Genomic DNA, 21,495 nt, shown 5'->3' on the forward strand with positions numbered 1-21,495 from the left:
TTAAGGTATCTGTAAATTTGGACATCCATATTTATTTGGACTCTTTTAAAATATTAACAACCTCAAAACGGAGTTAAGAATGGTTAACAACAAATTGATGGCGAAAACGAGAAACATTGGTATCTCGGCTCACATCGACTCTGGTAAGACAACTCTTACAGAGCGTATCCTTTTCTATTGTGACATGATCCACAAAATCGAAGATGTTCGTGGTGGTGGTGCTGGTGCAACTATGGACCACATGGAACTTGAGAAGGAAAAAGGTATTACAATTACATCTGCTGCAACGACAGTTCACTGGAAAGGTATCGAAGGTAAAGGTACGACATTTGCTGATGGTATCGATAAAGATACTCGTGTAAATATCATTGATACTCCGGGTCACGTTGACTTCACAGTTGAGGTTGAAAGATCACTACGTGTTCTTGATGGTGCTATCCTTGTTCTTTGTTCTGTTTCTGGTGTTCAGTCACAGTCAATTACAGTTGATAGACAGATGAAAAGATATAACGTTCCTAGAATGGCTTTCTTAAACAAGATGGACCGTATGGGAGCGAATGCATTCAATGGTAGAGATGCTCTTAAAGAAAAACTAAACCACAATGCTGTACTTATGCAATGTCCAATCGGTGCAGAAGACGAATTCGTTGGTGCTGTAGACCTAATTACAAGAAAAGCATGGTACTACGACGGTGATAACGGTGAAAAAGTTAGAATCGAAGACTGTCCAGCTGATCTAGTGGATAAAGTAGAAGAGCTTAGATCTGAAATGGTTGACGCTGTTGCTGAATTTGATGATGACGTAATGGAAGCATACCTAGAAGGTAATGAGCCAACTGAAGAACAACTTCACCTATGTATCAAAAAAGGTGTTCAATCTCTTCAACTTACTCCAGTTTACATGGGGTCAGCTTTCAAGAACAAAGGTGTACAAGCACTTCTTGAAGCAGTTGCTAGATACCTTCCTTCACCACTTACTTGTGCTCTTCCAACAGCTGTTGATTCAGAAACTGAAGAAACTGTTACGATCACTCCAGATCCAGAACAAGATCTACTTGCGATGGCATTCAAGATCACTGATGAGCAATTCGGTCAGCTGACTTATACAAGAATCTATAGAGGTACACTAAATAAAGGTGATACTGTTTACAATACAAGAACAGGTAAGAAAGTTCGTATCGGACGTATGGTTCGTATGAACTCTAACGATAGAGAGAATATCGATTCAGCTCACGCTGGTGACATCATCGCTATCGTTGGTATCGACTGTGCATCAGGGGATACTTTCGTTGGTAACGACGATAATATGAACCTATCACTAGAAGGTATTCACGTTCCAATCCCAGTTATCGAGCTATCGATTTCTTGTAAGGATAAGAACGAGCAAGCTAAAATGTCTAAAGGTCTTGCTAAATTCCTTAAAGAAGACCCGACTTTCCACGTATACACTGATGAAGAATCAGGTGAAACACGTATCGCTGGTATGGGTGAGCTACACCTTGAGATCTACGTAGAGAGACTTAAGCGTGAGTTCGGTGCTAACGTTGAAGTTGGTGCTCCACAGGTTAACTACCGTGAAACAATCAGAACTGAAGCAGCTTTTGATTACACTCACAAGAAGCAAACTGGTGGTTCTGGTCAATTCGGTCAAGTTGTTGGTCTACTTAAGCCACTTGCTGAAGAAGATAAGGATAAAGAAGATCAAGTATTTAAGTTCAATAACGAAATTAAAGGTGGATCAATTCCTAACGAATTTATTGGTGCCTGTGAAAAAGGTTTCCAAGACGTTATGGACAAAGGTCCTCTTGCTGCATTCCCAGTTATTAACTGTGAAATCTTCCTAAGAGACGGTAAGTCACACGACGTTGACTCTTCTGATATGGCCTTCCGTATTGCTTCTAGACAAGCGATGAGACAAGCTATCAACAAAGCACAACCAGTTCTTCTAGAGCCAGTTATGAAAGTTGAAGTTACAACTCCAGATGAATTCCAAGGTTCTGTAATTGGTGACCTTTCTTCAAGAAGAGGGATGATCCAAGGTTCAGAAACTGATCCAGGTGGAGAAGTTATCATCAATGCTGAGGTACCACTTTCAGAAATGTTTGGTTACTCAAATGACCTAAGATCTATGTCTCAAGGTAAAGCATCATACACAATGGAATTTTCTCGTTACCTAGATTGTCCATCTAACATCCAAGAGGAAGTTATGAAGGCACGTAAAGAGAAACTTGCTAATGAGGATTAAAAATTAATATGCCCAAAGGCATATTGAATTTTTAATCTGCTCCCAGAGCTTGAAATTCAGATTTTCAATAAAGACGGCCGGTTTATACCGGCCGTTCTTTTTTCAGGAGCAATGGGAAGCATCCGCAAAATTGGCCGCCCAAAGGCGGGCTATTGTTTGCGGTGCTAGGCCCCTAGTCTTTAGCTAGTAGGTTTGTCGAGAGGTGTGCGTTTATGCACACCGGTTCGTCTCAAGGCCAATGGGAAGGCCATCGAATAATAGTAGCGACACTTTAGCTCTGCTAAAGTTAGCAAGTAAATCTATCTAAAATAACCGAATCACGCGATGTTTTCAGGAGCAATGGGAGAGTTATTGTAATTAATAACAATTTCTTTAATGACTTGAAATTGTTTTAACAAAATAGTATTAATTTTATCTCCCAATCCATCCCCAAAAAAATAAGTAACAAAACTCAGATGATGAGTTCATTAATAAGGGGGATCTATGAAAAAAATTATTTTATTCTTACTACTATTTATTCAATCAGTTCTAGCTTCAAGTGACATTCAATCCATGACTTATCACTATGAGACAATTCACACACAAGAAGAGGCAAATCTTTGTTATAGAAGAGGAGAGATTCTTGATAATAAATTAGAAGCAATGAATATTGATGGATTATTTGCTCACACTTCAGTTAATCGAAATTCGACAATGGCCGGAGGAAATCTGCACTTTTATACGACATGTGTAACTGTCATTTATTTAAATAGTTACTCATATATACTTGTGAACAAAGAATTTAAAAAGAAGCTTAAAGGTAAGTATTCGCAGGTTCGTAATGAATGTATAAGAATTCGAAATGAGTTTGCTCAATCAATAGATAATATTATTGAAGTAAAATATAAGCTCAGCGGTGGTGGCCTTTTTGGATTATCTAAAAAGTATAAATGTAAAATAGATGCTCTTTACGTTGAGTAGGTAATTGCTAGGTGGCCGAATTTGTATTCTGCCACCACAAGGTCCTTCGTTTGCCTAATTATTGAACAGTGCCCATTGTGTAGACTACCTATCTAGTTATAAATCCGTTAAATTTCTGGCACTCGGATTGCACCTATATAAGTGTGAAGAAACTTATCGCTACACTCATTCTTGCAAGCCTAAATGCTAGCGCCTTAGATATGACCTACATATTTGGTGGCATCACACCTCATATCCAGCGTCCAACAGGTGCTAATGCTAGGCCTCTGTGTAATGAGTTATCTCAAGGCAGCGGCGTTATTTATAATGAGCTCCATTCACTACGAATCAATTATGACTATGACTGGTCCACTGGACTACTTGTAGGTGAGAATTCGTATTGTGAGCCTATTTGGGGAGTGACACAAAGTTATAATCTCTATCGCAATCGTTATCTTGAATTTAATGCTACTGTCGGTTTCTATCACTTTGATGAAGATGGTTTTGATTTTAGTGAAGGTGCCTATTTTTCAAGAATTGGCTCGTTCTACTTTGTTCCTATCGCAGGAGTAGAGGCCAATATAAGTCTTTACAAGTCGAGGGACTTTCAAATATCCTTCATGAATCTCATTACACCTGTAATTACCAATCACGCAATCGGTGTAACTTTCAATTATTAGATATTTACATTATGGAGACAGAGATTTTGTTTACAAAACTCGTGTTTTGGTATAAGCTTCAACTTATACTTAAGATAAGGTTAAATTATGCTTGAAACTAGTCAATTACAAACTTTAGTGGCCGTAGCTCGTGCTGAAAGCTTTTCTCGCGCAGCAGAGGACTTGAATGTAACGCAATCAGCAATTTCTCAATCTGTTAAGAATTTAGAGAATAAAATTGGTGTGAAGGCCTTTAAAAGAACAGGAAAGAAAGTCGTTCTTACTCAAGAAGGGGAGAGACTCTATGAGCTTGCTCAAAACTTTCTGGGTGAAATGGATGAGGCCTTAACTGAAATTAAAGATAATAAAGACGAAATGAAAGGACGTATTCGCATTGGTACCTTAACAGGTGTTGGTAAGTCTTGGCTTGCGCAAGAATTACTGAACTTTGCACTTAAAGAAGATGGACTTTCAATTCATATTTCTCTTGGATTCCAAGAAGACTTAATTAGAAGTTTTGAAGAAAATAAGATCGACTTCCTAGTACTTCCTGAAGGGGCCGTACCGAAGTCTGGTGAAAAACTTCTTCTAAGTGAAGAGGCAGTAACTCTAGTTTTTCCAAAGGGAAATCCTTTTAATATTACAAAGAACACGTCACTAGAAGAGCTTACTAGAATGCCTACTGTATTATTTGAACAAGGTGATAAGCTCTATCAAAATTGGTGTCTTGCTAAGTATGGAAAAAAGCCTAAGAAAGTAAATACTCGTTTTTCTGTTAACTCACATGGAAATATGCTCCAGGCCGTAAAAAATGGACTAGGAGTTGCTGTGGTTCCAAATCACGTTCTAAAGCGTTGGCATTATAAAGATGATATCGAAACATTGGGAAAGGCCTTTGAAGTGTCCCATGACCGTTTCTATATTGTATATCACAAGGATGCTACTGACCTTGTTAGAATCAGAAAGACAATAGAGATGCTAACAAAAGAACAGAATCCATTTCTTTAATCATGAAAGAATTTGATGTTAATAATATTCCAGCATCAATAAGAGAGTTCATTAAAGAGAATTATCGCAAAGGTTTTCGCTTCTGCTTAGTAGGTGGTTTTGTTAGAGACTGGGCCATTGGTAAGGAGAGTCTCGATTTTGATTTTGAAATAAGACATATTAATAATATGCACGGTGAGGAGTGGATTGATTTCTTGAAATCCAGCTTTCCTTCGGCCGAGTATATCGGCATGGGTGTCATTAGAATAAAACTTCCTGAATATGAAATTGAATTGTCTTCACCTCGAACTGAAGAGTTTGATGGTGGACTATCTCATAAGAATTTTACACCTCACTTTGATTCAACACTAAGTTATCTTGAATCTTTTAAAAGACGTGACCTTCGTATCAATGCTATTGGACTAGAGTTTAATTTAGAAGAGGAATTAAGCGCAACGATTGTGGATCCGTATAATGGCCTTGATGAAATTTCAAATAAGGTATGTTCACATATAAATGATGATTTCTTTAAAGATCCAGTAAGGCTTCTTCGTGCAATTCGTTTCAGTGTAAACACTGGTTTTAAATTACAGTTAAGTGATTCATATAAACGCTTTAATCTATCAAAACTTACGCAATATTATTTTGAGTATGAGATAAGAAAGTGTAAGTCATCAGCGACTTTTGTCGATAATCTCGTCAAAGTTGTTTCTACTTACAATATCGCTCTTGTTAGTGAGCTTGTGCCAATTAAAGACTTTAAAAATCAATCGTTGCTATCAGAGACAAAATCTTATGAAGAGGTTCTGCTTTTTGACTTAGGCTTAGTAGAAGAAGGGCCATTTAAGTTTCTTTCTATGAAAAGATCTCGTTATGCAAATCTCTGCCGCTTAAAGAAGGCCATCTTAGAAAAGGATGCTCTAGAATTCTTAGAGGCCCTTTCTAAAATTAAAGTGGATGATCGCTTTAAGTATTATGACTTAAAAGTTGAACTAGATAAGAGCTTAGATTCTGCTAGGTCAAAAGATGAACGAATTAGTACATTTAAGAGCTATTCGTCTAAGGTTTCGGCACTTTTTGCCTAAATAAGATACCACTAGATTTTCAATCTTAATATATGAGATAATAGAAGAAGGAAAATACTTCGGTGGGGGTAATATGGTTGACATTCATTCAATTATTGCAACTCATAAGAATCGAGATGTAAATGAGACGAAGCTTGATGCGAATTCGTTTCCTGTTCCTACGTTTTCTGATATTCCAGAAGTTTTCTTTGACGATATTCTTGTAAATTACCGTTTATCACGAGTTGAGATTGTGATCCTCATGTATTTATACCGCAAGGTTTGGTCAAAGACTAATCCATATCGTCTTCATGGTATCTCACAACTTATGTCTATGTCTGAAGTTGTTGAAAAGCTAAATATTTCACTTGATGAAATTCACCAGTCAATATTGAAGCTGGAAAATTTTGGCTTTATTTCAACAATTCGTGTTGGCCAATACTTTGTTCGTAGGTTCTTTACTAAGGAATTTGACGAGTATTATGGTCAGGATTATGACGACTTTGAAGTGTAGGTAATTTAACTTTCAACAATTTCAAATATTTAACATAGATAAATGAATTTATGCTAAAATAGACTAAATAAGTCTTTGTTGGAGTTATAAATGTCTAAAAAAATCGCTTACTTTGGCCATGATTTAGGTTACTGGGATGACCTAAAGAAGCGATTTATCAATACTTACCACAAAGAGCAATTTGATTTTATCGATCTAAAAGTCGATGAAACTACAGTCAATCACTCAATTTATGAACTTTTCAAATTTGCTCCAAATGTCGTCTATATTGATATCAAAGAAAATGACAAGGCAAGTATAGATCTTGCTAGGCTCTTAAAAAAAATCAATTTCTTTTCAATGGTTCCAGTTGTTGCTCTCGTAACTAATGTTAAAGAAGTTATGAATCTCATATCAGATCATCTTGATTTTGTTTTTGTTAAAGGTGTTGAAACTCACGATATTGTGTATCACCCTTTTATGTTTAAATTTCCAGAAATAGCAGAGTCTGAAGAGTTTGCCATGGGTGCCTTGGAAAAGCCTGCTCCAATTAAATTGAAAGAAATTGCTCGAGTTGGTTATTATGGCCTTAGTTCAATGCACGTTGAAACGGCAAATAAGATTGAATCCGGAAAGCTCATCGAAGTGGAACATCATCTACCTTCAGATCATATGGCAACGAAGTATTTTTCTGTTTTAAAATCTGGTAGTGAAGATATCTACTATGGTTCTAGATACTGGCTTGATCTAGAGTATTTATATGTCGATCCAGCAAAGAAAGAAGATGGAAGCTTCAGCTTAAATGTCGAAGATCTTAGTGAAGATGAACTCAATAAGAAATTAAAACTTGGTAAGAGCCTAAAGAAATGGGTAAATGAAAATGCCTCTTATGGATCAAGAAAAAGAACCAAGCTTCTTATGGTTGATCCTGATATGAGTTATTTTGAAGACAATAAGAAGCATCCAGATACTTATGATTTTGTATTTAGAATAAATGAAAAGTTTGATTCTGAATTTAAAAATATAACGCGTATAATGCCTGATATTATCGTTTACTCTTTTCCAACTTTTAATGAAGATACATTTGTCGATACAGAAGATGAAGACGATAAAAAGAAAAATAGCAACCCTCTTAGTTTAGACGAGCCTGGTAAGACTGTTGATGTCGAAGGGCTTTCAGAGTCCGCTAAAAAGCTTGAAGCTTTCCAGAGAAGGCAAGATGCTATCTTTTCAGAATTAATTACAAGGCTAAAAAGTTTTGGTGCTGATGCTCCTTATTTAATTATTCTAAATTGTACAAAATATACATCTAAATCATTTCAAGATAAGTACTCATATCAATATGCTCTAGTAAACCCGAATAAAATTGGTATGAACGTCTTGGCGCAAATGATTCATCAATTAGAAGAGAAAAGACTTCAAAAAGAAGAGCAAGATATTAATGCTAAAATTGCGGCATTAAGAAAGAAAGATCCTATGAAGTATGCAAAAGTTAATAAGACATACTTTGATCCACCAAAATACTTTGTTAGTAAAAAAGATGAAATGAGCCATGCGCTTATTATTCGTGATGCGAGCCTGGTAGAGATATCAGAATCCACTTGTTTTTTTACTACTAAAGAAGAAATTGGATATGGAAATTATTATTTAACTCATCCTTTTAACTTCGCCGTTAAGATTGTCCCTCAAGAAGGAAAACTGTGCGTTAAAGAAGGTGATACCTATAAGTATCATGGGTTAATTCATGCAATTGGTGAAAAAGAAAAAATGCGTCTTCGTCAATTTGTAAATGATGTTTATACTCAACACAAAAAAGACGAAAGAGAAAAAGAAGCTCAAGAGCAACAAGAGGCAAATAAGCGATTTATTGAAGAAAAAGAGAAGGCCCGCTTAGAAGCTGAGGCGGCAGCATCTGCCGATAGCGAATCAGATGGGGAGAAATCATCTGCTCAAGAAACAAAAGAAAAAGAGCTAACAGAAGATGAAAAACTTATGCAAAGCCTTGAAGATACTGCCAGTAAAAAATAAAACCTTCCTTATTACTATACTAATTTAGAAACATTCTCTTCTTTTCTTACATCTTATGATTTATTTTCCGAGTGCCTTTAAAATAAAAGGATATTTTCATGGAGGAAGATAATGAGAAATCTAATATTAGCATTGATGCTATTTTTATCTAGTAATGTTCTAGCAGCAAATCTGCAAAAGTTTCATGACAGATTTTCATTTGAAAGAGATGACCAAGGTAAGATCGTTGCCGTAAGGGATCTTTCGATACGCAAAAAATTTCGTTTTCAAGACTATATTGATTACGTTAAGAACTCTATTCTTAACGAACAGGCCTTAATGGCACAATCTGGTCTTACTGGAAATTATGAAGCAGAAGTCGAAGGACTATTTGTAACAGGTAATGGTTTTCTAGGAAATGATTTTCAAACTCAAAAGAATGTAAAGAGAGTTGTACGCTCAATGAGAGCATTTGAAGGAATCAATTTTCAAGAAATTTTTGCAAACCCAAAATTTAAAGAATTAATGGAAGAGTTCCAAGCAAAGCTTAAGGATGCATTTTATTACATTGATCCAACAATTATTGCTAAGCCAGATAATTCTACATTCTTCTATCGTAAGAATGTAACTTATAAAGTTGTTTCATGGGCCTTAAATCAAGCGAGAAAGAGACTATCTAGTGTTCCTGCGCTTAATACTGCTTTTTATGTAATTACTGAAGCAGAAAAGCTTTTTCGTACAAGAAGACACTACCATCAAAACTTAATGCTTCATTACTTAGAATTTGCTGATGCAAGTGCACTAGGACTAACTAAGGAAGAAGTTGATCTGATTTATTCTTCAATTTATGAGTCTCGAATCGATTGGATCGCATTTTGGGAATCAAGTAGTGCTAAGCTTAACTGGCCAAGATATGGTACTTCAAACTTTTATTCACAGTTTAGAATGGCAACAAACCGTTTCAGACAATATAATTCAAAATACTCAGAAGTAGGTGAGAGATTGAATTACAGCTTCCAAGAAGTAACTCTTGATGGTGAGCGTGTAATTGTAAACCTATTCGATGGAAATCATACTTTTGATAGGTCTCCAGCTGTTGCCTACTCATATGATAGACCTGGACGTGTGAAAAGACTTAGAGCTGTTCTAACGCTTGCTGGCCTTGGACTTAGCTTTGTTCCATTACCGGCCATTATTAAAGATAATGTGGATGCATTTATTAAGTCTTACTATAAGACTCAACAAATCACTGAAGGTGCTTTAGTTGGTTACTTTGAAATGAATGATAATGCATTTATGAAAGAAGAATTAAAGTCTCAATACATCAATCCATTTTCATCTAGTTTATAAAAAATAAAGGCCCACTTTGTGGGCCTTTTCTTATGCTGATTTATTCGAGTGAATCTTTATATTAGTAAAAATTAAAATTAATGTCTGAATTGTAAAGAATGTTCCAAGGAAGTAGGCTCCTCCTTGAGAGAATCCATATGAATGAAGGCCTGTTGCTAGGATATAGTTAACTCCAAACCACGCCATCATAACACTCATAAACGCTCCTGCTACGAGAGTTCCAAAGCGATTATTATTAATCCAGTTTGTGTATTTTCCATGAAGTATTGCCATATAAATACACAGAACGATCAGTGACCATGTCTCCTTAGGGTCCCAGCCCCAAAAACGTCCCCAAGAATAATCGGCCCATACACCACCGAGAATAATTCCTGCTGCTAACATGATCACACCATACTTAAGTGTTGTGTAAATTAAGTCATTGTAATAAGTTTCATCTTTTGAAGAGAACTCACCAAAGGCCTTTCTAAATAGAATTGTATTGGCCAAAATCCAACTTAATGCTAGTGCCCCGTAAGACATAATAATAGTTGTAACGTGTGTACTTAACCAGAAATTGTCTCTTAGTACTGGTACAAGTGGACTAATCGATGGTGAAACCATATTCGTCGCAAATGTGATCATCATAAGCGTACATAGATTATAAGCAAGCCCCATATATAAATATGTTTTTTCTTTTTTAAGGTGCCCGATGATCATTGAAAGAAGTAGCCCACCATAGCCCGAGAAGATAACTGTTTCGTACATATTAGTAATCGGTGCACGTCCAGAAATATAAACTCTTAGGCTTAAGTAAATTGTTTGTATAATGATTGTTACTGTAGCAAGACTTAAGGCCACGCCAAACTTTTTAAATAAAACGAGTGCCGCAAGAGCAATAAGTGTTAAAGCAAATGCAATCTTTGTTAACTGCATTTTATCAAAAGTATACTCAACCATGTACTTGTCACCTTTTAGGTTCACATAGTCTTTCTTTGCTTGAGCAAATGCGTCTTTAAATGGCGTACTAGAAGTTTGTGCTATGGCATCAATCTTTTCTTTAGTTAGAAAGTCAGTAAGAGGTGTCCAATTTATTTCTGCACCTACTTTCACTGGGAGTTGCCAATTTGTTCCCCCGACAATGTCATTGTAGAGGCCAATTTTGTTTAATAACTTGTTTAGCTCTTTCTTATAACCTGACTCTACCTTTTCTTTTTGGTATGCCATTCTAATTGTCGTGCTATGAGTGATGAGTTCATCAAATCCCATCTCTCCATCGCTATCTAAAAGTTTTTTCGTGTCTTTATGCTCAATTTTTGTTTTAAGCTTAAATGGTACTTCAAGTCCAAATGCTTTCGCACTTAAATGACAGAAAGTTTCTACACTTGTGTATCCTTTAGCTTTCTTCTTGCCCGTTAAGTGATCAATAACTTCTTTAGCATGAACCGTTAAAGGCTTAACTCTTCCGTCCTGCCTAATTGGCATTTTTTCAAGTTCACTTTGGCAAAAATTAACATTTGCATAAACGTTTGTTAGTACAAAAAAGCTTAGTAGTAGTTTAAGCATTTAGGTCTCCTGTTTCTTCATCAAGTCCAAGTAGGTCCTTATTCTTCTTCTTTGGCCTATAATTTAGGTAATAATGCCAAGAGCAACCAAAAACAAGAAGAAGTGAACCAAGATACTTAATCCAACGTCCTTGGTCTAAGTTCACTGAAAGAGTTGAACTATATTGACCAGTTTGTGGATCTTGTGAATATGAAGCTTGGTAGAATGTGAATCCATCATATTTTAATGGATTATTCATATAGACATGATATGGGGTAGTATTTCCGTTTGTGAATAGGTTTACAAAACTCTCATAACTTGCAGGACGATTCGTCCCTGGGTCTTTATCCATTTTGAAACGAGTTAACGTAAACTCAAATGGAAGCATAAATGATCGCTTTGTTAAAAAGATATTTGTTTTAACACCATCAATTAGAACTGTTACGGGCTTATCATCAGTTAGCCAGTACTCTTTGTCTCTAACTTTTACTCTGGCCGCTCTAGTGGCACCTTTTACAAGAGAACCATTTTGCTGAATTGGTAATGTCGAGTGAGGTACCATTGTCGGTACAAGATTATCTTCATGGCGTATTAGTTTTAATGTGAAGCCCATCCAAGGTAGAGTCATCTCACCATTGTTATCGAATTCTTGGCTAACCCATTTTTCTTCGTACTTGTCCCAGAATGAAGCCTGGCGGCCAAATAGGAAGAGGTTCGGTTTTTCTTTAAATAAATTCATTGAAAAAACACGAATTGGTGCATCCATAATCGGTTGTTTCTTTTGAATATCAAATGCCCATGGGCTGATGTCAGGAAAGAAAGAGTAAACTTTGTCTCCATCTTTTATAGCAAAGAATCTCTTTGGCTCGTCAGTTTCTGTTAGAATGACTTTCAGTCCACGCTCTTCTGCTGTAAAACATGTTGAGTCTCTAGAGTCCCATAGTATAAGGCCGCTTTTTCCTGGCCTTTTTATACAAGGGGCCAAGGTTTTGGGAAGATATGTGATATTTAAAAGGCCCATTGATAGAGATGCTTCAAAGTCATATGCTTCTGGATGAAGACTTAGTGTGAAGTCTTGAGCAACGTTATCGTTTGAAATAATGTAACTTGAAGAATGAGTATTCTCACTATTTTCAGATTCATCAAGAGCTGGTAGCCACTCCATTTGTTTTTCAGCAAATGGCATATAACGTCCAATTTCAACGTCTTTATATTTGACATCAATATTCTTATCAAATGCTGTATATGGAAGAGGAAGAACGGCCCTTGTATTTTCATCAGGGCGAGTGATCTCGATTACATCTTCATTTAAAACAACTTGTCTTGAAGGAGTCATTGGACGAAGGTGAATCGTCCCATCAATACCAGCGATATAGGTAACGAATGAGCCTATTCCAATTACGATTAGACCTGTGTGAATTGTATAAAATCCATAGAGACGCTTTTTAGGAGGGAGTCTTACAAAGGCTGCAAATAGGATACTCAGACACATGAAGAATTGGATGGCCATAAACCACCAAGTCTTATAGATCAAGCGCCCTACAAAATCAGTTCCGTAATAGCTTTCAACAAATGTTCCCACAGTCATTGCTAATGAAAATAAAGCGATAATAATAACTGCAAACTTCATTGAGCCGATTGTGCGCTCAAGATACTTATAATTTATCTTATTCGTTAATTTTTCTGTAATCATTGATACTTGGCCTTTCCTTCTTTGCTACTTTGAATAGCATTTTCCCTGAAGTCAGGCCATTTATTTTGCTTAATTTACAAAGAACTTACAATTGAGAGATCCATTTTGTGAACTGGTATACGACATATACAATTGAGTAAAGTATCACTTGATGCGTAACGTAAATAAGGAATGAATGCTTTCCAAGAAATTGTATTTTTCTCAATGGATAAAGTTGAGGGTAGTTAATACGGTGTAGGCCGAGGTGAAAAAAAGTGATTCCAAGTAGTGAAACGGCCACCCATGGAAATATCGCAATATAATCTAGAGATGCATGATCCATTTGTGGAAAAGGAATTGCATACTTTGTTTGTTCAAGGACAAGGATTATGACGGCAAGAATTGCACTAAGCCATGGCCTATTGCGTAGTGGCGTGATCAAAATAGTCGCAAAGAATATGCAGTGGAGAGTTCCAAAGTATATCCAATTCTTAGGAAACATGAAGTAAGTTGAGATACTTATGATTAAGGCCGCAATTCCAATTTTTGCAAGGCGGATATTATAGGATCTCATGTGTATTTTTCCGGGGTGGGCCATACAGATGGAGACACCAACTGAAAACATAAATAAAGTAACAATAAGTCTTGGTAGGTAATACCAGAAACCAGGCCTAAAGAACTCGACATCAACATATCCAAATATATCCAGATCATAGGTAAAGTGGAAGATAATCATTAGAATCACGGCAATGCCGCGAATCAAATCAATTAAATGAAAGCGTTTAGAATTTTCACTCATGTGATTATGATAACATAAAAGATTACTGCGCTAGCTAGTGGTCAAAATGTAACATTATTGATAATTTGCAGATCTCATACTTTAACAAAAAGATAAAAATGAATATATCTAACCAGGCCCATTCTCTCTTAGAAAACTATTCCGGAAGTGAATTTGGGCAATACTTATCACCAACATTCTTTGACGAGCACTTTATGTCTACGGAAGAGAATGCTGAGGCAAAAAAAGCTTTAGTGGTAAGTGCTCTAAATATAATTAGTAAAATTGGACCTCGAGGACTGTTTATGGCGAGTTTTCGCGAGGCAGAAAGCTTCTTGCGTGATGATCCTACAAAAAGTGCCTGGGAAGGTGTTTTAGAGCTAAAAAAGTGGTTTGAAATGATTCTCTTGGATATCCAAAAGGACTATTTTGATTCTCAATTGATGAGCAATAAGGTTGAAATGAGGCAATGGGAAAGTCTTTCTCTGAGACAGAGAATTGATTCTGTTAGTAATTTTGTTGAAAATACTAATTCTTGTTTAGACCAGTTTGAAATTGGTGAAATTCAGTTGTTTAGCATAGAAGAGAATGAAGTTTGCCTTGATGATAGAATCATATTTAGTGGACTTCGTGGCCCGCAGGCCAATAAATTGAAAGAGGTATTATTTGATAGTATTGCTAGATATTTGAATTTCTCATATCAGAGTACAAAGATAAAATTGGTTGCGCAGTAATATATAAACAGTTAATATTAGATAGCTATAGGTAAATAAATATTAAAAATTTTTGAGTATATAAAAGAGGAAGTAGAATGAAGTTAACGGCCCTAGCACTTATCACACTTGGTATTTTTTCAATGAATAGTGTTCAAGCACAGAGCGCTGCTAATGGTAAGACATTATATAATCGTTGTGTTTCTTGTCACGGTGAAAATGGTGAAGGTAAGAAGTCAATGAAGGCTCCACGTATTGCTGGCCAATATGATTGGTATATTTACTCGTCACTTGTTCAATTTAAAACAGGTGAAAGAAAGAACCCAGATATGTTACCATTTATTAAGAATCTGAAAGACTCAGATTTCAAAGATCTTGCTGCGTATATCTCAACTCTTTAAGATCAATTTTTATATTTAAATTTTACTAGGAAGGAATCATGGTAAAGGCCATTAATGTCGGCGATCTCAAATTTGAATCAGTAACATCTCAGAAGAATGTAAAAGATGTGTATGACTACAATGTTGAAGCATTCTCTGATAGTCCAGATTTTAAGTGGACTCTTGATGATATTAAAAAAGAGATGAGTGATGGTTGGCAATTATTTTCAGTAAAGCTATCAGATGAAATCATTGCAGCTGCTTTCGTAAAGAAAGAAGATAGCAAATTGCTTTGTAAAAATACTTCAATCAAAATGCAACATAGTGGGAGTGGTTACTCTCACAGAATAATGGACTTCTTTGAAGAAGCCGCGAAAGAATTTAATGTCGATGAGATTGTTCATTATTGTTCAATTGATAACTTCAGACAATATTCTTTAAATGAAAGCCACGGCTACCATAAAACTCCTCGTAAGCTTGGCCTAAACGGTCATACGACTGAGTGGGTAAAGCAAGTTAGTAAGTAGTTGCTGGGTAGTGTCTTGTTGCTTGGGGCATTTCATATCGTGTTTTGCCCCAGCTCTTCTCAATTCGACCACTCTTATTATCAATTAGAGCTGTAAATGATTGCGGTAATCCATTAAATGTCTGATTAACGATATAAATCGACTTATTAGAGATTCTTAGCCTTTTTACAATTTCAAATTCACTATCTGCAAGGGCAGGGATATTGCTTTTAACCTTGTTGATAACTTCAATATCAGATTCAGTTAATTCTTTCTTTATTCGTCCAAATTGTGGTGTTTCCGTTTCTACTTTATGCGGATTCTTATTTAGTGATGTATCCAAAGATGCAATAGAGCGAGACTTTACTTTCTTATTATGGTGATGCTTATGTGTGTTTTTTGTTATAGCTTTATCTGCTTGAACTTTTGACTTTGTGACAATATTTGATTCTTCATTTTGATAAGAAGAGATAATGAATAACCCTGCAACAAAGAAACTTCCAATTACTAATGCTTTTTTCATGATTTCCCTTATGGCCTATTGTCCAATCTTAAAATTAATATTTAAAATATTAAAAGGTTTCTCACCTGCAAATTCAAAATCACTGAAGTCGTCATATGAAGATTGACTATCATGATAGCAATCATCACAATTTGAAAATGTCGTACGTAGGCGACATGTTACTTCTGTTCCAATTGGTATATTTTTGTTAATTTCAAAAAACATTAAATTTGAGTCAGTGAATATTGGCTGTCCTTGTTCATCTTGCATTGTTTCTTGCCAGTTTGAGTTAGGTAGCATGAATGGTATATTCTGTGTGTTAGCACTTGGTATGGCCTTTACGAAACAGTTATTTAAATCATCTTGTGTTCTTTCTTCTCCTTGTCCAAGACAATCTTGTTCAAGTAGTCCAATATCTGATTTCATCTTTTTTAAGAATTCATGTTGATTTAAAATCTTTGTGCTTGAGCCATCATTATATGTAAGCATGCAAACTGGCATGATACGTCCTGAATCATCATAGTTATCTTTTGTTAATTGGTCACATGTTGTTCCACCCTGAGCTAGGGAAGGAAAGTTGTCACTTAAATCTGTACATGGAAGGCCATCTTGCATATGTGCCCAGTCTGAAGCGAGCACTCTTGTTCCTGCCATAATCGAATTGGACTTATTAAAGACATTAGCAAAGATTCCAACGATTTCTCCAGGTGAAACCTGGCCGTTACCATTATTGTATCTTGCATCAGTTGTTGTGACTTCTTCGATCTTCATTTGGTTTCTAATTGTTTGATAGATCGTAGATCTTATATCGAAAACACTAATATCCGAATATGTCGATCTTGTGTCTTCTATTAAAAGATTTTTACTTATTAGTTCAGATTTTTTTCTATTAAGTTGATTAACAGTTACGTTACCAGATGTACCTGTAAAGTTATAATTAGTATTATATGTTCTAAATAGGAGTAGGCCATAAGAGTCGAGTAATTGCTCAAGATCATCTTTTGAGAATGAATTGAGAGGGCATAGGCTTGTGCTTTGTATAGTCATTTTTAAAACATTTCTAGCAAATGCCTGTGAGAAGTTTCTAAAATTAACAGGCTTTACTGATTTAAGCCATTCGTGTGCATAGTTAATATCCAGATTTATCTGGTCGACAAAACTGTCCTTTGCCTTTGCTGTTAAGTCACCAAGTTCTGCCAGTGTTTCGGCCAAAGTGTAGAATACTAATTTCTTAGCTTGTGTGTGAGTGCCAGTACATTTATTTTGAAATTCTTTTGTAAGAGCAACTAAGAAGTGACTGATTATTTGTCCATCTAAGTGGATATCATCAATTCTTTTTTCAGGTGAATATACATTATATCCTAGGTATTCTGGATATCTTAAGCGTGAATCACTATCACTTGATATTCCTGCAATGTGAAGACTATCATCTTCTGAAAGTGGGCGAGAGGCATTTTTAAATTTACCAAGTCCCCATTCTCCCATATGTTCACGACTATTAACGAAGTACGAGAAATAATCTGATAGACCTTCGTTGATTGATAAAGCATCATCGTGAGCAAAGTATCCTAGTTGACTTTCACCACTACATACTTCGTATTCATCATTTCCAAGGCAATTATTTACTGCGTAAGAGCGATTACGATGGTTCATTAGACGCTCAACAACAGTATGACCGAACTCATGGTAGATAACTGAAGGGTCTTGTGCCATTTTTAAATTTGTATAACCAGATAGATAACCTAGCCTTATTTTGAAATTACTTGGGCTAAAGCTTGCATTATCTTTAAGTGAAGAATCCGCTTCTACAATAAGTTTTGAACTTGAGTTTGTTAAGCTTTTCCAAAATGACTTATGCTGATCGGAATCACTTGGAATTGTACTTGAGAAGGGACGTGATCCAGTATTTGGATAAACGATATTATAGTAATTTTGCATGTCCGATAGGTATGTATCCATGATCTTTGACATGTGGTAGTAAGCATTAATTTGTAGAAATTCAGTTGATGTAACTGGAAATGCCCATTGACTTGTTTCATTGTAGAAAGGAGAAATTCCTGTATCTTCTGTAACCTCAAGGCAGTTTGCAACCATGGTACAATCTTTAATTAGATATTGATTATTTGTGATTGGTACTGGAGAGCGTGTGATAAGAGTTGATAGATCTGTATCTTCATCAGCACTATAATCACTTAAGATCAGTGGATTAGCAGCAAGTACTCGTCCATAACCTGCAGAGACTGTATCTTGTGTATTCTTTAGGGCCTTTCCCCCAGAACCTGTACGATTTTGAGCGGGATCTACTAAGCATGAAGTTGTAAGAAGCCCTAAGCACAAATAAAAGGTGAGTGCTTTTAATTCTCTTTGTTTTTTTCTAAGCTTACGTACCGCTATATTCAATTAGGCCTCCTATGCCTTAATTAATTTTCCTTATTGGATCATCCCATCCTCTGAAGCTATATCGCGATTGATCTTCTCCATAAGTCCTGGGATAAGTCCTTTTTGCCCGAGTTGTGATCCGTTGATGGCCGCACATGCTGTACCACTGTATTTTTCACCAATGCTTTTCCATGCATCTTGTAATCCTGGGTTCATAGTTCTCTTAAGTGTGATAGAAACATCATCAACACCAAGAGCCTCGGCTAGACCGTCCTTATAATTATCATCTTCTCTGTCAATACAGCGCTCATAAGCACTTTTTCCACCATCAGATTCATCACTTTCACCCTCACATTGGGCCTTAGAGTAAGCTGTTTTTGATTTCTTTATTGCACGACAAATGTCTTCACCTAGCTTATTGTTATTCTTTAAATTATAATTTGATTGTTCAAATCCTAAATACGTTTGAACTGAAGTTACTGTTGATGAGTTGAGCTTCTCATGAAGGGCATCATTCATATTGTCGTAAGTCTCTCCAGCTTCAATTTTTGCAAGAGCCTCGCTAATATAAGACTTTAAATCATCTTCACTGTTCTTTTCTTCATCAGTCATATTATCAAAAACAATATCTTTAAGTTTTTTTGCTAAGTTTCTTGTCCCATTCGCTCTAGCACATGCTTTTTTCAAATCATCTGTAGGGTTAGCACTTTCACCATCTTCTGATAGAAGGCCTTCACGTCCTGCTTCATCACAGAATCTATTATATTCATTGATTTGTTCAAAGATGAGAGTACTATTACCACCTGGGTTAAGTATGCTTGCTGGTCCTCGTTGAGGTTGTTGTGCTTGAAGAACTGAAGCAATTTCTACTGCATCAGAGTAGAGATCCTTTGCTGAGTGATCACCGCTACAACCTGGTCCATAGCCTTGCTCTTGTAGACCTCTCATCTTTTGACAAAATTCCATTTGTTTTTTTGAATTATCTGCAGCTTGTTTTCTAGCTTCTTCTAGTTGTGAGGCTATCTTGTTATTTCTTTCTTGAATTGCTCCATTACAGTCTGAAACAAAGTTTTGCCACTTTGTGATCTCATCATTTAAGCTTTGTCCAATTGTGCCTTTTTGTTCAGCAATATGATTCATTTGCTCTTTTTTCCAGTTTTCAAGACTTCCTTTCATTTTAGAAATATTTCCAACCATCTGATCCATTAATGCTTTCTTAAACTTTTCTGGATCTTTTTCAAGAAAGATACCAGCTATTTGTTGATCACTTTTTGGAACATCAATAGCAGTAAGTCCACCTTCAAATGTTAGACCGTTCATTGATGATAATCCAAAAGCTTTTGCTGCAGCTGGTGTTAGGTTAGGGAACATTCCCTTATACATTTTGTCTGCAACATTTGACATGTGTGACTGCATTTGAGTCACAAGGGCCTTGGCCCTTTCTTCTTGTTGCATCATTTGTGCATTATAAAGGTCAGCTTGTTGCTTTAGTTCTTGTGTCTTTTGTTGCACTAAGTTCTCTGTGAATGCACTACATTGTGCAAGGTTTTCAGAACAAGATGCTGCCTGAGTTACACAGAAGCTTGAGCTTGATGTATTATAAGTATCTTTAGAACTACAGCTACTTAGTTCAATAGAGCGTCCATTACAATTGTATAATGCTTCATCGATAAGAGCAGAAATACTTCCTTCTCCTCCTGAAGCGATACTTCTACTTGTATCTTCTTGTAGCTTCTTAGCTTCACTTACTAGTTCTTGAACTTCTGCACGATATGTTTCAAGTTTTGCAGCATCACCAGCTGGCTTTAGGTCACCATTATAGATTGCTGTACATTCATTCTTTAGATCATTGTAGTATTGACCAACTGATTTTGTTACATCACGACCGCTACTATTAGTAACAGTAATTCTGATATTTCCATCTTCGATTGAGTTAACTGTACGATCAAGTGCTGATAGAGAAGTTGGAGAGCTAAATGCATCAGAAGCAACTCTTTTAAAACGGCTTAAGGCATCACCACTATTTCCTAGCTTTACGTGGTCGAAGCTCTTTAGTGATTGTGCTAGAGGAGTTGAGTATGCAGCTCTATTTGAACCTGACATACACTCTAAGACAAACTTTTCTTGATATGAAGCAGTACTCTTTGCAGCAAGACGTTCTACTTTTGCACTAAAGCTTGGATCTAATGGATCCTTTGGTACGTCTGCATCACTTACACCAAGTTTACTCATAAGATTATTGATCTTAGCAGCTCTTGTTCCAAGGTCTGCTCTTAGGTTACCTTTTCCGATATCATTAAATAGTTTCCCAAATCTTAGGCCACTATAAGTACTATTTCTTGTAAGGGCACCTAGTCCGTCTTTTTTAAGAGCAGCAATAACTTTTTTCTTATCACTTGCTATTTTTGCATTTAATTCAGCAAGAGAGTGTCCTCTAAATCCTTTTGCTTCTCTTTCATCATTTGTCATTTTATCTTTTAGGCCAACAAGTCCACCACCTCTAGGGCTTTTGATGATCTTGTTAACATCATATGCATCGACGCAGTTTTCTGGTAGTAGTTTATTAAAGTCAGTATTTTTAAAGTCCTGACTTACTTTATTTCCGCCACCATTTAGTAATGCGTTTAATTCATCGACTTTGATTTTATTCTTCTTTTGAATTTCAATTGTTTGATTTAATTGAGCTTCAAATTGAGCAATCATCTCTTCATATTTAGATGTCATTGATTGGTAATTGTCTTCAATACTCTTTAGCCCCTCTGTAAGACATTGTTCCCCGATATAAGGAGGAACATTGCGAGGTTTTTTAAAGCTCATATATTCATTTAGAATCTTTTGTCCAAATTCAAGCGCTTGCTCTGGAATTTTCATTTGTCCACCAACACTACAGGCACCATTTGGAGCAAGGATTGGTTCAGGAGCAAGAGGGCAGTTAAAGGCAGGGTGAAAACGACGAGCAGACATCTTCTGTTGTGCATCTGCTTGTGCTTTATTGAATGAATGCAGGCCTTGGATTTCTTGTTGTGAAAGTTGTCCTTGGTTATACATCTGCTTAGACATATTACCGACAAGGTTTAGGGCACCCATAATTGTTTTAGCACCAGAGCCAGAAGTGTATTGAGACCATGTCTCTCCATCTTTTTTTACAAAAGCTTGAGCACTTAATGGTAGAGATGAATGAATAAGAGTTAGTGCAAGTACGCTAACCTTAACTTTTTTTAAAGAAGAATTTTCACCTTCTTTATTCAAGCTCTTTGTTTCTTTGGCCTTTGTTAATCTTTTCACTTTAGTTCCCCT

The 21,495-nt window shown here is 36.1% G+C and carries 17 protein-coding genes; 11 read left to right on the forward strand and 6 right to left on the reverse strand.

What is annotated here, in order from left to right:
- The first annotated feature begins 79 nt into the window (after positions 1–79).
- The 8 genes from fusA (at position 80) to ACMAZI_RS07850 (ending at position 9,744) form a co-directional block, all read left to right on the forward strand.
- The gene (fusA, locus tag ACMAZI_RS07815) at positions 80–2,245 is read left to right on the forward strand and encodes an elongation factor G (protein WP_115362973.1); all 2,166 of its coding nucleotides are present in this window, start codon (positions 80–82) and stop codon (positions 2,243–2,245) included.
- Between the two features lie 483 nt (positions 2,246–2,728).
- Positions 2,729–3,205: a hypothetical protein gene (locus ACMAZI_RS07820; protein ID WP_334678462.1), complete on the forward strand. Its 477-nt coding sequence runs from the start codon at positions 2,729–2,731 to the stop codon at positions 3,203–3,205.
- Between the two features lie 143 nt (positions 3,206–3,348).
- Positions 3,349–3,864 (forward strand): hypothetical protein, encoded by a 516-nt coding sequence (locus tag ACMAZI_RS07825; RefSeq protein ID WP_412473432.1) that lies wholly within the window; start codon positions 3,349–3,351, stop codon positions 3,862–3,864.
- Between the two features lie 87 nt (positions 3,865–3,951).
- A complete protein-coding gene (locus tag ACMAZI_RS07830; protein WP_115362969.1) occupies positions 3,952–4,851 on the forward strand; it encodes a LysR family transcriptional regulator in 900 nt (299 codons plus the stop codon).
- A gap of 2 nt (positions 4,852–4,853) precedes the next feature.
- A complete protein-coding gene (locus ACMAZI_RS07835; protein WP_412473431.1) occupies positions 4,854–5,915 on the forward strand; it encodes a hypothetical protein in 1,062 nt (353 codons plus the stop codon).
- Positions 5,916–5,988: 73 nt separating this feature from the next.
- Complete coding sequence (locus ACMAZI_RS07840) at positions 5,989–6,408, forward strand: hypothetical protein (protein WP_115362965.1); 420 nt, start codon at positions 5,989–5,991, stop codon at positions 6,406–6,408.
- Between the two features lie 90 nt (positions 6,409–6,498).
- A complete protein-coding gene (locus ACMAZI_RS07845; protein ID WP_412473430.1) occupies positions 6,499–8,415 on the forward strand; it encodes a hypothetical protein in 1,917 nt (638 codons plus the stop codon).
- A 111-nt stretch (positions 8,416–8,526) separates the two neighbouring features.
- Positions 8,527–9,744, forward strand: a complete 1,218-nt coding sequence (locus ACMAZI_RS07850; protein ID WP_115362962.1) for a hypothetical protein — start codon at positions 8,527–8,529, stop codon at positions 9,742–9,744.
- A gap of 30 nt (positions 9,745–9,774) precedes the next feature.
- Here the strand turns inward: ACMAZI_RS07850 and ACMAZI_RS07855 are convergent, their stop codons facing one another.
- The 3 genes from ACMAZI_RS07855 to ACMAZI_RS07865 all read right to left on the reverse strand — a co-directional run bounded on the left by ACMAZI_RS07855 (position 9,775) and on the right by ACMAZI_RS07865 (position 13,739).
- On the reverse strand, positions 9,775–11,289 hold the full coding sequence (locus ACMAZI_RS07855) for a cytochrome c biogenesis protein (RefSeq protein ID WP_412473429.1): 1,515 nt from the start codon (positions 11,287–11,289) through the stop codon (positions 9,775–9,777).
- On the reverse strand, positions 11,282–12,961 hold the full coding sequence (locus ACMAZI_RS07860) for a cytochrome c biogenesis protein ResB (protein ID WP_120404897.1): 1,680 nt from the start codon (positions 12,959–12,961) through the stop codon (positions 11,282–11,284). The genes ACMAZI_RS07855 and ACMAZI_RS07860 overlap by 8 nt, the downstream gene beginning before the upstream one ends.
- Before the next feature lie 85 nt (positions 12,962–13,046).
- Positions 13,047–13,739, reverse strand: a complete 693-nt coding sequence (locus ACMAZI_RS07865) for a heparan-alpha-glucosaminide N-acetyltransferase (RefSeq protein WP_120404896.1) — start codon at positions 13,737–13,739, stop codon at positions 13,047–13,049.
- A gap of 98 nt (positions 13,740–13,837) precedes the next feature.
- Here ACMAZI_RS07865 and ACMAZI_RS07870 point away from each other — a divergent pair, with 98 nt between their 5' ends.
- The 3 genes from ACMAZI_RS07870 to ACMAZI_RS07880 all read left to right on the forward strand — a co-directional run bounded on the left by ACMAZI_RS07870 (position 13,838) and on the right by ACMAZI_RS07880 (position 15,338).
- Positions 13,838–14,452, forward strand: a complete 615-nt coding sequence (locus tag ACMAZI_RS07870; protein WP_120404895.1) for a hypothetical protein — start codon at positions 13,838–13,840, stop codon at positions 14,450–14,452.
- 77 nt (positions 14,453–14,529) lie between these two features.
- Positions 14,530–14,832: a c-type cytochrome gene (locus tag ACMAZI_RS07875; protein WP_115362952.1), complete on the forward strand. Its 303-nt coding sequence runs from the start codon at positions 14,530–14,532 to the stop codon at positions 14,830–14,832.
- Between the two features lie 38 nt (positions 14,833–14,870).
- Positions 14,871–15,338, forward strand: coding sequence for a hypothetical protein (locus ACMAZI_RS07880; protein ID WP_115362950.1), 468 nt, complete (start codon positions 14,871–14,873; stop codon positions 15,336–15,338).
- On the opposite strand, the gene ACMAZI_RS07885 is transcribed toward ACMAZI_RS07880, so the two are convergent.
- Genes ACMAZI_RS07885 through ACMAZI_RS07895 form a run of 3 tightly spaced genes read right to left on the reverse strand, consistent with a single transcriptional unit; the run spans position 15,328 to position 21,483 of the window.
- The gene (locus tag ACMAZI_RS07885) at positions 15,328–15,840 is read right to left on the reverse strand and encodes a hypothetical protein (protein WP_334678468.1); all 513 of its coding nucleotides are present in this window, start codon (positions 15,838–15,840) and stop codon (positions 15,328–15,330) included. The two genes, ACMAZI_RS07880 and ACMAZI_RS07885, sit on opposite strands and share 11 nt — an antisense overlap.
- Before the next feature lie 15 nt (positions 15,841–15,855).
- Positions 15,856–18,219 (reverse strand): hypothetical protein, encoded by a 2,364-nt coding sequence (locus ACMAZI_RS07890; RefSeq protein WP_115362946.1) that lies wholly within the window; start codon positions 18,217–18,219, stop codon positions 15,856–15,858.
- A gap of 30 nt (positions 18,220–18,249) precedes the next feature.
- Entirely contained in the window at positions 18,250–21,483 is a 3,234-nt protein-coding gene (locus tag ACMAZI_RS07895) for a hypothetical protein (protein ID WP_412473428.1), read from the reverse strand.
- Between the last annotated feature and the right edge of the window lie 12 nt (positions 21,484–21,495).

The organism is Halobacteriovorax sp. YZS-3-1 (assembly GCF_047084945.1).
GTDB lineage: Bacteria > Bdellovibrionota > Bacteriovoracia > Bacteriovoracales > Bacteriovoracaceae > Halobacteriovorax_A > Halobacteriovorax_A vibrionivorans.